At 40.4% G+C, this 14806-nt stretch carries 6 protein-coding genes; 5 read left to right on the plus strand and 1 reads right to left on the minus strand.

The window, feature by feature from the left end:
• Positions 1–192: 192 nt before the first annotated feature.
• A complete protein-coding gene (locus tag L1283_RS02860) occupies positions 193–4068 on the minus strand; it encodes an ATP-binding protein (protein WP_429625737.1) in 3876 nt (1291 codons plus the stop codon).
• A 136-nt stretch (positions 4069–4204) separates the two neighbouring features.
• Here L1283_RS02860 and L1283_RS02865 point away from each other — a divergent pair, with 136 nt between their 5' ends.
• The 5 genes from L1283_RS02865 to L1283_RS02885 all read left to right on the plus strand — a co-directional run bounded on the left by L1283_RS02865 (position 4205) and on the right by L1283_RS02885 (position 14437).
• Positions 4205–7486 (plus strand): SusC/RagA family TonB-linked outer membrane protein, encoded by a 3282-nt coding sequence (locus tag L1283_RS02865; protein ID WP_429625738.1) that lies wholly within the window; start codon positions 4205–4207, stop codon positions 7484–7486.
• 13 nt (positions 7487–7499) lie between these two features.
• On the plus strand, positions 7500–9260 hold the full coding sequence (locus tag L1283_RS02870; RefSeq protein ID WP_088160084.1) for a RagB/SusD family nutrient uptake outer membrane protein: 1761 nt from the start codon (positions 7500–7502) through the stop codon (positions 9258–9260).
• A 167-nt stretch (positions 9261–9427) separates the two neighbouring features.
• The gene (locus L1283_RS02875; protein WP_088163432.1) at positions 9428–10696 is read left to right on the plus strand and encodes a DUF2264 domain-containing protein; all 1269 of its coding nucleotides are present in this window, start codon (positions 9428–9430) and stop codon (positions 10694–10696) included.
• A gap of 42 nt (positions 10697–10738) precedes the next feature.
• Positions 10739–12013 carry a glycoside hydrolase family 88 protein gene (locus L1283_RS02880; protein WP_088160085.1) on the plus strand — a complete coding sequence of 425 codons (1275 nt, stop codon included), beginning with the start codon at positions 10739–10741 and terminating at the stop codon, positions 12011–12013.
• Positions 12014–12409: 396 nt separating this feature from the next.
• Positions 12410–14437, plus strand: coding sequence for a DUF7594 domain-containing protein (locus L1283_RS02885; RefSeq protein ID WP_088160086.1), 2028 nt, complete (start codon positions 12410–12412; stop codon positions 14435–14437).
• Positions 14438–14806 lie beyond the last annotated feature (369 nt).

A 14806-nucleotide genomic window follows, 5' to 3' on the forward strand; every position in this document is an offset into this window, starting at 1 on the left:
TTGTCAACAGTTAAAAGCTTATTTTAGTGGGATCGGATCGTTTAAAAAATGATTTGTTTTAAGTAAGGCTCAAACTTGATTAAAAACGTAGTTAAAGCTAAAAGACAGAGGTGGCATAGCCACCTCTGTCTTTTTATTGGGAATTACAGCGTTTATTGAGCATTACGGGGACCACGTTCGATATAACAGGGTTTAGCTATTCTGGTTGGTCGTAGCGGTTTGTTCCGACGGATTGTATCCAAACTGTTTTTTAAATTCCTTACTAAAGTACTTCCTGTCCGAAAACCCCACAGCATAGGCGATCTCACTGATGTTCATGTCAGAATTCAGTAGTTCTTTCGCTTTGTTTAGCCTATACGTTTTAACATAATTATTGAGCGATAAATTGGATATTGCCTTCAGTTTACGATAGAGAATTGGAGCGCTCATTCCCATTTTACGTGATATAAAATTAACATCAAAGCCATCTGACTGGATATTTTCTTCGATCAACTCATTTAGGGATGAGATGAATTGCGCATCAAGTTCATTGTCGAATGAAGCTGTTTTGACCTGAAATTCTTTACTCTTTTTGTGGCTGATAGCCATGAGATTCTGAGCGGAGAGAAATAGTTGTTTATTGTCGAAGGGCTTTGTTAAATAGATATTTGCACCCTGCTCCAGGGCTAAGGTTTGTGAATGGCTGTCTGTTACGGCTGTCAACAAAATGAACGGAATATGGCTTGTCACCATATTTGTTTTAACGGCCTGACACAGTTGGGCTCCATCCATATAAGGCATCATCAAGTCTGAAATAATCAGGTCAGGGATATATTCCAATGCTTTGGAAAGAGCTTCTTCGCCATGATCAGCCGTAATGATTGTGTAGGTGTCCTGAAACAGACTGACTACCGTTGCTAATAATTCTTTGTTGTCTTCTACAATTAAAATAGTTTGTTGCAAGGAAGTATCAAGCGTGCTTGGTACCAGTATGCTAACGTCCTCTGTTTCCTTTGCAAGGAGGCCTATTGCTTGCGGCTCTACTTTCTCGCCAGCTTGTTTCAGTAAGGTTACCGTAAATACCGTCCATTTTCCTTTTTCATCCTCCTTCGAAAAACAACGAATCTCTCCCTTGTGTTGCTGCACAATTTGTTTGGTAAGTGCCAATCCAATGCCTGTGCCGATTGCATCATTAGCTTGTTCTTCACGATAGTATTCTTCAAATATTTTGAACTGATTGTCTGTGGCAATACCAATGCCACTATCAACTATGTTTATGGAAAATGAGTCATCGCTTTCGATCAGCTCAAGGTAAACGGTACCATATTCGGGTGTATATTTGATGGCATTGGATAGTAGATTAAACATCACTTTGTCAAACTGCAGGGTATCAATGGATTGTAATCCTATTGCATCCAACTGACGTATATAATAGTTGAGATGTTTTGTTTTGGCAAGGTCATTCAGTAAGTAGAACGTATCTTCTATGTATTCTCTAAAAGAGATGTCGGTTTTCTTCAGTACAAAGTGTTTGTCATCGAATTTTTTAAAGTCCAGCAGCTCGTTGATAACACCAAGGAGCTTACTGGCATTCTTTTTTATCCGTTTTACTTTGTTTTGTGTAGAAGTCAGATTGGCCGTTTCGGAAATAATTTCGTCTAATGGAGCTGTAATCAAAGTCAACGGTGTGCGAATTTCGTGCGATATCTGTGTAAAGAATTTTATTTTCTTTTCCTGTTCCCGTTCTGAATTGATCAACATCTCACGTTCGACAACAAACTTGATGACAAAATGTACACCCAAGGTAAATAAGCCGGCATACAACAGATAGGCCCACCAGGTTCTCCAAAAGGGAGGTTTAATATCGATATTGATCCGTAGGGGTATACTGCTCCAAATGCCATCGTTGTTACTGGCGAATATGGTCAAAGTATGCATTCCGACTGGAATATTGGTATATCGTATTGACGGAGTACTTGTTTCAACCCAATCCTTGTCAAAGCCATCAAGCTTATATCGGTATCTATTCTTTTGTGGTTTGATGAAATTAGAACCTGAGAAATTAATCGTAACAAAGTTTTCATCATGTCGGAGTTTGAGCTGATAGCTGTTGTGATCGGTCGTTTTCTGAAGCCGTCCGTAGTTCAAGGGTGTCTCTTCGAGAAAGATATTTCGGAAGAGTACCTCGGGGATAGTCTGATTGAAAGTTATTGTTCGGGTATCCAGGGCAACTACACCATTGAGTGTTGTGACGAATAGTGTTCCTGTTTTGCTGGCAAAGACTTTGGCTCCAAGTAGATTTTTGACCGGTAAACCGTCATATTGATTCAGGAGGTAGCTATGTTTTGTTTTGGGATTATAGCATATTAATCCATTTTTACTGGTAAGCCATACCTGATTGTTCACAAAGATGGGCCAGCCTAGCGAATTGTTCGGAAAGCGAGATACCTTGGTTAAGTGATCATGCTGATCAAAATGATATAAGTATTCTTTGGATGTCAGCCAGATGTCCCCGTTCGGATGAACATAAAATCCGCCTAGCGTCAATGTATCTAGCTGTTTTATTGGTTTTATGTTTGATTCATTCGGTTTTTTGCGAAAAAGTGTACCTCCTCTGAGCAAATAAGTATGCTGTTTATTGTCCGCTTGGATATCATCAATTGTACCTGTTTTTAATGCAGCGTTATACGCTGCAGGTTTTCCAGGATCGACGATGTAAAGCCCTTTATTGGTTCCGAGGTAAATGCGATGTACGGGATCGACGTAAATGCTATAAATATTGTTTTTGAGGTTTAGGAGATCTTTTTCCAGGTAAAAGTGTTGTGTGTTTCCAGATTGTGCATCGATAATGGAATAACCGCCGCCGTACTGTGCTGCATAAATTTTGTTATCTCTAACGTATAGATCCTTGATCAGGTTTGACTGGGTTAATTTAGACAAAGGAGAGGTGGTTTCTGTTCTTTTGTCAATTTTGTTGATTCCTTCTTCTTCTGTTCCAATCCAAAACGCATTTTCTGACTCTGCGAAACTGCCGGTGATATCGCTATTGAGGCTGAGACCTGGACGCGAACGTGTTGAATAATGCTGTATGGGGATCAGATCGGGGTAGATGGCATTGATTCCTCCAAAATAAGTTCCTATCCAGGTGATCTGTTGTCGATCAATAAAGATATCATAGATAGAGTTTTGACTCAATGAGTTTTTGACGGAGGTATTATGTTTATAGTTTAAGAAATGTGGTGTCCCGTTAAAGATGGAGAGTCCTTTTAGTGTTCCAATCAGTAGTTCTCCTTGTTTAGTTGGGACAATTTTCCGGATGTTATTGCTGAGCAGATTGCTATTTGTTTCTGTTAGGTTATTCCATTTTTTATCAACGAAGTTGTATTGGAATATTCCATGCAATTTTGTACCAACCCACAGGATGTTTTTATGAAGATACATTGTGCTGAAAATCTGCTCTTTTAACGGCAGGGGAGATGCTATAAGATTCTGGTTCGTAGAAATTTGATTATTTTTCAAAGAAAAAGACGTTATGCCATTCATGCTCGCCATGATATAGGTTTCTGGTCCTGTCTGAATAATCGATTGTACTCGGGATTGGTTAATGAGTTTTTTGAGATTGTAGGTACCTGCTGTGGGGATAGCCTGATAGAGACCTTTGTCGGTGCACAGAAATATTTTGTCTGAAAGGAGCTGTATGTCGGCGACAGTAATTTTTTCTTGAAAAGGTTTTCCTTGTTTAAATACCGCTTTGCGTTTGTCGATATCGAAAATAAATAACTGCGTTGCTGTAGCAATGAAAAGGTCATTATTTGCGTTGATGGCAATCTTGTTAATGTAATCTACCTTTTTAAATACGGTATCCTGTACGAGAATATTAGTGATATTCTGGGAGTCGTATACAAAAAGGTTGGCTCCGCCGCCGAACCAAAGTTTACCTTGTTTATCTTGAGCAATTGTTAATACCGCCTGTTTATCCAATACGTTCTCCTGGCTTAGTGTCTCAAATTTTAAATTCTGTGCATGACAAAGGGAAATGATGGATATCAACAGCAGAAATTGTCGCGATAAAATAGGTAGTATGCTCATGGTTATGGGGTATTTGTGTCAAATTTAAGATTTTACCCCCAAATATTTATGAATTTTACCCCTCTTAATTTGCTCATAAACCCATCTTTGGCCTATTAAACAACCAATTTTTATTATAAAACTAATTTCCTAAAGTATGGCAAAGTTTTACAAAGTTGGACTGTCTGCTATGATGATGTTTACTGTGGGTGCGAGTATGGCACAACAGAAAATTTCAATTACGGGGCGGATTACAGACAGTCAAGGAGCACCTTTATCGGGTGTAACGATTCGAGAAAAGGGTGGAAGTGTTTCTACTTCTACAAATGCAAACGGTACCTATTCATTGTCAGTTGGCTCCAATGCAACCATCTTAGTTTCCTATATCGGTTATCAAAATCAAGAGGTTGTTGTCAATGGTCGCAATGTCGTCAATGTAACTATGGACGGTGCAAGTGCTGCCATTGATGAAGTTGTAGTCGTGGGGTACGGACAACAGAAGAAGGCGAAATTGTTAGGGTCGGTTGCGACGATTGATGGCAAGAAGCTTGAAAGTAGAGCGGTAACGAACGTATCTTCGGCACTTTCGGGGCTTGCAGCCGGTGTCCAAGTCAAAGTCGGTAATGGTAAGCCTGGTAGTGATGGAGCAACCATTCGCGTACGCGGTACAGGTACCATGAACAATAATGATGCTCTTGTCATTATTGACGGTATTCAGGGGGTAATGGATGCAGTAAATCCGGAAGATATTGAAACAATATCAGTATTAAAAGACGCGTCTTCGGCAGCTATCTATGGTGCGCGGGCCGCGAATGGAGTTATTGTCATTACAACAAAGAAAGGAAAAGGCGGACAAGCGCCGCAAATAAAATATTCAGGTTTGTTTTCGAGAACAACGCCAAGCGCAAAGCCTGAATTTGTAAGCGATTATTTGAGACATATGAGCTTGTTTCAAGAGGCCGCAGAAAATATCGGCGAGAAAGGCCCATATACGCAAAGTGCTATTGATACTTGGACGGCGGCAAATGCTGATCCAAATGGTTTGACTGCTCAGGGCATACCAAATTATGTCGCATATCCCAATACAAACTGGGGCGATTGGATTTATGAGAATGCCTGGTTAAAAAGTCATAATGTCAGTGTTTTGGGGGGGAGTGAAAATATCCGCTACAATCTATCTGGAAGAATACAGGATAACCCTGGCATTATGCACAATACAGGGATGAAACGCTATGAAGGGCGGGTGAATCTGGAGACAGATGTTACCAACTTCCTGACCGTGGGTACACAGACATTTGTTGTTAAAGAAGAACGTTCTATGGCTTCAGATGCCAATCTGTATAATTTTTTGCGGCAAACTACACCAGGTATTTACCCAATGTATGACAGTAAGTTTGGAAGCGCTGTGCTCAGCTCCGGAGAATCATCTCAGCTGAACAATTTATTGACCTACCTTTACGATAATAAAGGAAGTAATGAACGTACACGGCTCAACGCAACCTTATTTGCGAATGTTAAACTTTGGAAGGGGTTGACATTTGAAACGAAATTTAATTACCAGAGCCGATTTGATGAAGTGAAAACCTGGTCTGATCCGTCACCACGGTATGACTTTTCAACCATGACGATTACATCGACTCCTGTTAACCTTGCGACCTCGACGACTGGACAGTCCTATAATAAAATTTACAGAAAATCTTTTGATAACGTATTGCGTTATAACACGATGATTGGTAAACATACGATTGGTGCATTAGTTGGTCATAATGAATTTTATTACAACGATTCTGGATTTAGTGCTTCTACAAAAGGATTGATAGATGCTACCATTACTAATATCGGTACAGGAACCGAGATGAATAGCATCTCCGGCGCAGAATCTGATAACTCCATGCGTTCTTTTTTCGGTCGCTTTAGCTACGATTATGATGGGAAATATTTAGCCGAATTTAGTTTACGTCGAGATGGTTCATCAAAATTTGGTCTTGGCAAGAAATATGGTACTTTCCCTTCTGTTTCGTTAGGATATATATTGTCTAAGGAATCATTTATGAAGGCGGTAGATCCTTATTTGCAAGATATTAAAATTCGTGGATCGTGGGGTAAATTAGGGAATGATGGCGGAGACGATCTGAACGTTTATGGATGGCATGGTGTGTATGGCCAGGTAGGTTATTCTTTCAACGGCGCGCAAGCTAATGGTCTTAGATTGTCACGTTTTGGCAATAACTTGTTGCAATGGGAAGATTCCGAAAATAAGGAGCTTGGATTGGAATTTGCAACATTAAACCGACGTGCATCCGTGGAACTAAGTTTATACGATCGTAAAACTTCAAATATTATTCGTACAGCACAAATGCCAATTACTGCGGGTACTGCTAGTGCTCCCTTTTATAACCAAGCCGCTATGCGTAATAAAGGAATTGAGCTTAACCTGAACTGGCGGGATAAGATCGGGGATTTCAGTTATAACATTGGTGGTAATTTCTCGTATAATAAAAATAAAGTTACGGAATACGAGGGTAAGCTGGTTCAAGGTATGGTTGATGACGGAACGGGAAAAATGGTATGGCAGACTAATTTAGGTGATGTATCTACAGGTGGTGTAAACCGAAGACTTGAGGGATACCAGTTGGATGAATTCTATTTACGTCAAGTATATAGAGGAAATGGTAGTTATTTTAATTCCGACGGATCCGTCAATGTTAACGGTGGACCTACTACAGGGATGATCCGTACGGATCAGGATTACGAGTGGGCAAAAGCGATGAAAGCTGCTGGTTATTCTTTTGTAACCTCATCTCAAGCCATTGCGGATAGCTATGGTTCGAATGCACGGATGTATTATGGAGACTTGATCTATGCCGATCTGAACGGAGATGGTATTTATGGAAATAATGCCGACCAGTACTTTACCGGAACGTCGACAAGTCCTAAATATATCTATGGATTTAATCTCGGATTCTCTTATAAAGGTCTTGATATGTCTATGATTTGGGCAGGAGAGGCTGGAGGACAGTATTATTGGACAGATGCTGGTTATAATAACAATGTGTTGATCCTTGGTAACCAGGTAACCACTCGTATTGCAGATGACCATTATTTCTATAACCCGGCGGCACCAAATGATCCACGTACCAATCAAAATGGATATTTCCCTAGATTGAAATACGGAACTTCTGCAGAAAATATCAATAATCAGGCAAGCGATTATTGGTTGTATAATGCAAATTTTTTAAAGCTTAGAAATTTGCAAATAGGTTATACGTTTGATAAGAAACTAACTGAAAAAGTTAAAGTACGTAGTCTAAGGGTATTTTTCTCTGGAGAGAACCTATTGATGTTTACTGATTTTCCGGGGTTAGATCCAGAAGTTGGTGCAGGAGCAGAATATCCAACAATGAAACAGTTTGCTTTTGGTTTGAATATTGGATTCTAAAAAGAGAAAGATTATGAAAAATAATATAAAAAAATATAATTTGTGGAGTAAAAAAATATTGCTTAGCGTGACTCTCGGTTCAGCAACATTGTTTTCTGCTTGTCAGAAGGATTTATTGGATACAGTACCTAAAACACAGGTATTGACCAATAATATGTGGCTAACTGAAAACCTTACGGACCAAGGTGTAAATGGTGTATATCAAGGTTTGCGCCTCGGTCAGATGCTTTATGTATATGATTCCTATGTTACTCTCCAAGGCCGGGATAATTCAACTTTGATGAATGCAACTGCCACAAGTTCATCCGGAATTTTTTCATCCACTTGGCAAAATTTATATGAAGGTGTCCATCGGAGCAATAATGCGATCTATGGGATAGCCAATGTGTCACCAGTGGGAGCAGAGAAAAAGGCTAAATTAACTGCAGAAGTAAAATTCTTACGCGCCTATTACTATTATCGATTGAATCAGTTGTATAAAGGAGTGCCTATTTATACCGATCCAATAGAATGGGACAAAGTTGATAAACCAAGGAATACTGAACAGGAAGTTTGGAGCTTTATCATTAAAGATCTCACGGATTGTATCAACGAAGCTCAGTTACCGAATCGCTATGATAAAGGAAATGCAAACTTTGGTAGGGTGACAAAATCTGCCGCTTATGCGCTCCGTGGCAAGGTTTATATGTATACAAAAGAGTGGGCAAAAGCAATCGCTGATTTCGAACAAGTCAAAAGCTTGGGACACAGTTTATTTAGCGATTATGCATCTCTATTTAAAGGAGATAATGAACAAAGTCCCGAAATTATATTTAGCATCCAAAATATGGCTTTGGCAGGATATGGCTCCGATTACCAATTTAGATTCGGATCACGTTCAGCATTTGGGTCCAATTGGAATACTTATTTAGTACACCCTGATGCTGCAGACCGCTATCAACGCAAAGATGGATCTAAGTTTAATTGGGACGATTACTTGCCAGGCTATAATCAGATGGCACCGGGCCAAAGGGAGGTGTTTTTCTTGCGGAATAATTTGACCGCTACTGAAATATCGAATATTGACAAACGGACTACAAACAAGCTTGATATGTCTTTGTATTTGCCTACCGGTAATGAAGAACGCCTGAAGAAAGCCTATGAAGATCGTGATCCTAGACTAGCAAGTAATATGATTTTACCTTACTCTACATTTGTGGGAGCCAATGGTGCAACAGATCAAACCTTTACGTCAAGATGGCCATATAGACAGGAGTTTGGTGGCGTATTTGATTTGAGAACGGATATCGTCCCTAATTTTTACTACTACCCACGTAAGTTTGTTTACGAAGGTGCTAATCCAGGTATACCAAATAGAGAAGCTGGAGCATATGATTATATCGTCATGCGTTATGCAGATATCCTTTTGCTATGGGCGGAGGCATTGAATGAGTCAACAAAGCCTAGCGAGGCAGTATTAAAGGTAAATGAGGTAAGAAAGCGTGCAGGAGTTGGAGAATTACCCTTAGGAATTGGTGAGCAGGATCTCCGAAAAGAAATTCGTGAAGAACGCCGTCGTGAGTTGATGTGTGAAGGTGTTATTTATTTTGACGAGTTGCGTTGGAAAACATTGAAAGAGACTTCTTTTTATACAGGAAATGGTATTAAACAAGCATGGGGAGGAGTCGTTTCTCCGTATGACTGGAGAGGTGATCAACTCTATACATGGCCAATCCCACAAGTGGAGCGGGAACGGAACACAGCCTTGACACAAAATAGTGGCTGGGACGATTAAGAAATAGGAGAAGATTTTTCTGTCTCCTGTAAAGAAGTTGTTATCAATCGCTCATGCAATCGTTTGCTCGAGCGATTGATTTCTTTTTGTTTGTTTTTTTTAGTTAAAATAAAGATTTTTAATGTTTTGTGTAACACTTCGATTGTGTTCGTTATAAACCAATGTCAATGAAAAGAAGACTCTTATTAAAACTATTGGGCGGTGCCGGAATGGGAGCCCTGGCGACATCTTTTGCTGGTGAAGCGAAAGCCAATGTTGCCGCATCGGAAAGAAATAATTACGGCGAGAACGATCGTGCCTATTGGGTGTCTATTTTACATAAGATGGCAGCTCCCATATTGAGCAATATCAGTAAGCAACAATGGCGTAAAAATATGCCGATGGAAGTGAGTCCTACTTTCGATAGTAGAGACCCTGGAGTCGGATACCTGGAAGCTTTCGGTCGTTTGTTGGCTGGAATGGCTCCTTGGCTGGCATTAGCGGATGACGCAACCGAGGAAGGTAAATTACGCAAGCAATTACGCGACCAGGCGCTACTGGGGATAAAGTATGGTGTAGATCCTAAATCGCCGGATTATTTTACCTGGCGAGGCCCTTCATCCCAAACACTCGTAGATGCGGCGCATCTTGCACTGGCTTTTTTGAGGGCCCCACAGGCTTTATGGCATCCTTTGGACCAAGGCACTAAGAAAAGAGTCGTTGAAGAATTCAAACTATTGCGCAAAATTAAGCCGAATGAGAGCAATTGGCTGCTGTTTGCGGCAATGACAGAAACATTTCTTTACAGCATAGGAGAGGAATGTGCACGGGAAAAGATCGATTATGCAGTCAATAAATTTGATCAGGAATGGTATGTGGGGGATGGCTGGTATAGTGATGGTGCCCATTTTAGTTTTGATCACTACAATGGTTATGTGATCCATTGTATGCAGGTGGAGTCACTGCGTCATAACATTTCAGCGGGAGGAAAATACAAGGAAATGTATGAGCGAGCCTATAAACGAATGCAGCGTTATGCGCATCACCTGGAACGCATGATCTCTCCGGAAGGGCATTATGTCGTTGTTGGACGCTCCTCAACTTATAAAAATGCCGCATTCCAGCCTCTAGCGACTGTTGCTCTAGAAAATAAGCTGCCCGAAGATATTTCGAAGGGTCAGGTCAGAGCCGCATTGACCACGATACTCCGCCATATTTATATTGACAAAACCTTTGCACCCTCAGGATGGCTGCGTATGGGCGTAGTGGGTGATAAACAATCCAATCTCGCAGATTACTATACAAACGCAGGCTCGATGTATGTGGCCTCTCTGTCATTCTTGCCATTGGGGTTACCGGCAGACGATGAGTTCTGGACCTGTGCTCCACAACCCTGGACTTCCCAAAAATGCTGGAATGCTGAGCAATTTCCCAAGGACTATTATGTAAGTTATTAAACGAAAAAAGAATAAAAAAGCAAAGATTAAGGACTGGATAAAATGAAGATACAACACTATATTACGGGGGCTTTAATGATCGGACTAGGAATGCAGGGAATTTCCTGTTCTAGTCAGCGAAACTTAGGGACAGTGAAATTGGGGCTTGACAAAGAATTTGTCCGTACCAATTTAGAAAATGCACACAAGCAGATCGCCTACCTCGCAGCATCGATCGATGAATCGGATATGCCTACAACCTATAAAGATGGTAAATATGTGAATTGGGGTTCAAGCTGGTGGTGTTCTGGATTTTATCCCGGTACAGTGCTCTATCTCTATGAATATACCAAAGATGAGAAGCTATTAACGGAAGCCAAAAGTAAGTTGAAGGAACTCGAGAAGGAAAAGAACAACAAGGGGACACATGATTTGGGTTTTATGTTGTACTGCAGCTTTGGTAATGCATTACGCTTGACGGGAGATTCGGCTGCTTATAAGGAAATTTTAAGTACCGGAGCAGCCTCATTGGCGACCCGTTTCCACGAAGCACCCAAAACTATCCGTTCATGGGATGGGGGCAAAAACTGGGATGGCCAGCCTTGGACTTACCCAGTGATTATTGACAACATGATGAACCTGGAGTTTCTGACGGAAGTTTCCAAAATGACAGGTGATAAGCGTTATCGTGATATTGCGGTGCAACATGCCAATACAACGATGGTCAATCACTACCGAAAAGATTACAGTTCCTACCATGTCGTGGATTACAATCCAAAGGATGGAAGCATTATTTCGAGAAAGACTGCTCAAGGTGCGTTTGATGAGTCTGCATGGGCTAGGGGACAGTCTTGGGGACTGTATGGTTATACGATGATGTACCGCGAGACCGGCGACAAGAAATATTTGGAGCAAGCTCGACATATTGCACAGTTTTATCTGAATCATCCCAATCTTCCAAAAGATCTGATACCTTATTGGGATATGGACCAGAACAAGCTTACTCCGGATAGTAAATATTATAGCCAGAAAGATCTTCGTGATGTGTCGACCGCTTCGGTGACCGCTTCGGCTTTGCTGGAACTGGCGCAATACACAACAGGTGGTGAAAGCCAGCTGTATATCTCAAAGGCTGAGCAGATGTTGCGGTCTTTATCATCTAAACCCTACAAAGCAGATTATAAAGAAGCCGGTGGCTATATTTTAAAACATAGTGTTGGTTCGATTCCACATAAAACAGAGGTTGATGTTCCTTTAACCTATGCTGATTACTATTATGTAGAGGCATTGGTTCGGTATGATCGGTTGCTCCAAGGAGAAAAGGTAATCAAGCCATAGAAACTATCATAAGTGCCTAGTCTTTGAAACAATGTTTGATTTATTGTTTCAAAGACATGATAATAATTCTATTGAATACTACAATTTTTAGAGCGAATTTTTTATTAGGTCACAATAGATCATGAACCATAAACATATATCAAATCCTGCTCCTTTGATATGGAAAGATGGTTCAGTTCTTATCGTTTTTAAAGGACGTAGCCGTGGAAAGAACTATCCATTTCAGAGCGAGCTAAAAAGAGGTAAATAGCCAAGAGAAATTTTCATTGGGAGGATCTCTTGTTCAGGGCTGTTCCATTAGTAGCAATAGATAAACAATATGATCTACATCTCCCGGATGTATTAGAGGCATATTGTTCCAATTATAAACTACCAATATCATAAATCTAACAAAGAATGAGAACAACAAACAGTAAACTCAGATTCATTGCAGTCGCACTGATGAGCACACTTTCGGCAATGATGGCCTGTCATAAGGATATGCTAAAGCCCGAAAGCTCTATTGCTCAGCTGCAAAAAAAAGCAGCTACTTTTGATTCCGCAAATGAGGTCAGCCTTTTGCCCGTCGCAGATGCGTATGTTCAGGATGGGACTAACGCCAGTACCAATTATGGTGATAATAGTTGGCTGATTGCCAAAGATGATGCTCCAGGTTATCGAAGGGATATCTATCTGCGTTTTGATCTGACCGCATTGCCCAGCAATGTTGCTAGTGTACAGTCAGCACGTGTTGAATTGGCTGGTGGGGTTTCCAGTGCTGCGGATACAGCAAATGCCAAGTGGCTGTACTACACAACGCTTGAAAAAGATTGGGGTGAGAAAACGATCAATTGGAATAATGCGCCAGCGACAGGGACAAAGCTTGGAGAAGTCAATGGAAAACTAAAAGTTACAAATGGAATTGTCTATCTCGATATTCCCTCCTCAGTGATTCAAGAAGCTTTGGATTCGGACAGAAAATTGTCTATTAAGATTGTCGCACAGCGAAAAACCTCCGGTTCTACTTCATTTTATTCCGACTTTCAGTCTAAAGAAGCACAGGATGTGGGACTTCGACCAAAATTGAAAATTGATTATACAGCATCGGGGCCAAACTTTTATAGCAACCTAGTCATGGATAAAGTAACCTTTGACTCCATTCAGCTTGATCTAGCAACATTATCCGCCGCCCAAACGCTAATAAACAATCAAGTTACTGTTAAAGCAAATGATGCATTGAATACAGTTCCTGTTCCGGTTGCAAAAATTTCAGATCCCGATGGCAAGAATAAAGTGCAGACTGATGCAGCTAAGGTGTATTCGTTGGCGCTACAATATTTTTTGTTTCAGGAGCAGGCAAATGCAGGGCAATATGTTGATAAGGCGAAGGAATTTCTTCTTTCTTGGGCAGCCGTTAACGCAGCAACAAGCCAAACTCCCGATGAAAGTATATATCTTCCATTTCTTACAGGATATTCACTTATTCGTGCAAAAATTGATGCTAACAGCAGGATGACGATCGACAATTGGTTACGGACAAGATATAACTTTTACAAAACTCAATCGGTCAGAACCAATAATTGGGAAACTATCCGTAATCTGTTGATGATTGATATCGCTTATATACTGAATGATGGAGCGCTTATCAACCAAGCGACGTCAGATTTTAGTACTCATCATAATAAAAATTATCGTGCGGATGGGGCTAGCGTAGATTTTCTTGGCAGGGATGCCTTTGCCTATCATGTGTATGATCTAGAGTTTATCGGACAGATTGGTCGCACTTTTTATATCAAACGAGGCCGGCATATGCTTGATAGTTTGGTAAATCACCGTGCTACAAAATGGGTTAATTTAAGAATTAATCCCAATGATACGCCAGTCTTGGGTGGATCTATTAGGGATGCGGTCTCTTTTATGGCCCCTTATGTCTTGGATCCTGACAATAATATTCATCTTGAATTTGTCAACACCGAATGGGCTCCTGACAAAACTAGAGCTGATTATAATAAACCGTTTAATGCGGCAGGATCCAGCTATGCTTTTGTCCAGATGGCATCCATTATGAAAGGCGAGATGTTCGGTTTCCTGAAAAAGTTAAATCCTAGTTTCAACAGATATACTGATTTGCGTTACTATATTAACTCTTATGGGCCATCTTTAAGTACTTCGCCTATGACCAATGTGACATTGTATGGTGATACTCCTTTCCGTGGCTGGTATAAACAGCTTGGCATTGGAAGTTACAGTCTTACTGATTTGCAAGGACTGGGTGTTACGAACGACCAACTGAGCAGTATTAGTATTCCAAAAGGTTTTAAGGTTACACTCTATGAAAATGGAGATTTTACAGGAGATTCTGCGCTATTAACTGGACATACCATTGATTTGTCAATCTTAAACTTTAACGATAAGACATCTTCGCTGTTGATTGAATATCTTTAGTCAATTTATCTAAATGAAAAGGTGTTTTTTGTAATTATAGTGTGTGCTTGACCTATGTCCATTTCTTCTATGTAGAAACATTGGTGCGATATGACCGGTTGCCCCTTGGAGAAAAGGTAATCAAGCAATAAGAGCTATTTTTTTTGAGTTTTCAACAAAGTTATTAACACGATGTGGAAAAGTGAAGTATGTAAGGTACTTCACTTTTTTTGTTTTATAGGATTGAACCCGCTCTATCTTACGACATGTTTCTTCATGTCGTATTTGATCCTATTCTCTGTCAAATACAGGCTCTTTCATCTAGTGCACATAACAATATCTAGCTTATATCAATTTCTATATTAACAGGGCTTTTATAGGGGTATAACA

Source organism: Sphingobacterium sp. HSC-15S19 (genome assembly GCF_050433745.1).
GTDB classification, from domain to species: domain Bacteria; phylum Bacteroidota; class Bacteroidia; order Sphingobacteriales; family Sphingobacteriaceae; genus Sphingobacterium; species Sphingobacterium siyangense.

Coding starts and splice junctions, on each gene's coding strand:
- L1283_RS02865 (WP_429625738.1), top strand. CDS start 4,205: ATGGCAAAGTTTTACAAAGTTGGACTGTCTGCTATGATGATGTTTACT.
- L1283_RS02875 (WP_088163432.1), top strand. CDS start 9,428: ATGAAAAGAAGACTCTTATTAAAACTATTGGGCGGTGCCGGAATGGGA.
- L1283_RS02880 (WP_088160085.1), top strand. CDS start 10,739: ATGAAGATACAACACTATATTACGGGGGCTTTAATGATCGGACTAGGA.
- L1283_RS02860 (WP_429625737.1), bottom strand. CDS start 4,068: ATGAGCATACTACCTATTTTATCGCGACAATTTCTGCTGTTGATATCC.
- L1283_RS02885 (WP_088160086.1), top strand. CDS start 12,410: ATGAGAACAACAAACAGTAAACTCAGATTCATTGCAGTCGCACTGATG.
- L1283_RS02870 (WP_088160084.1), top strand. CDS start 7,500: ATGAAAAATAATATAAAAAAATATAATTTGTGGAGTAAAAAAATATTG.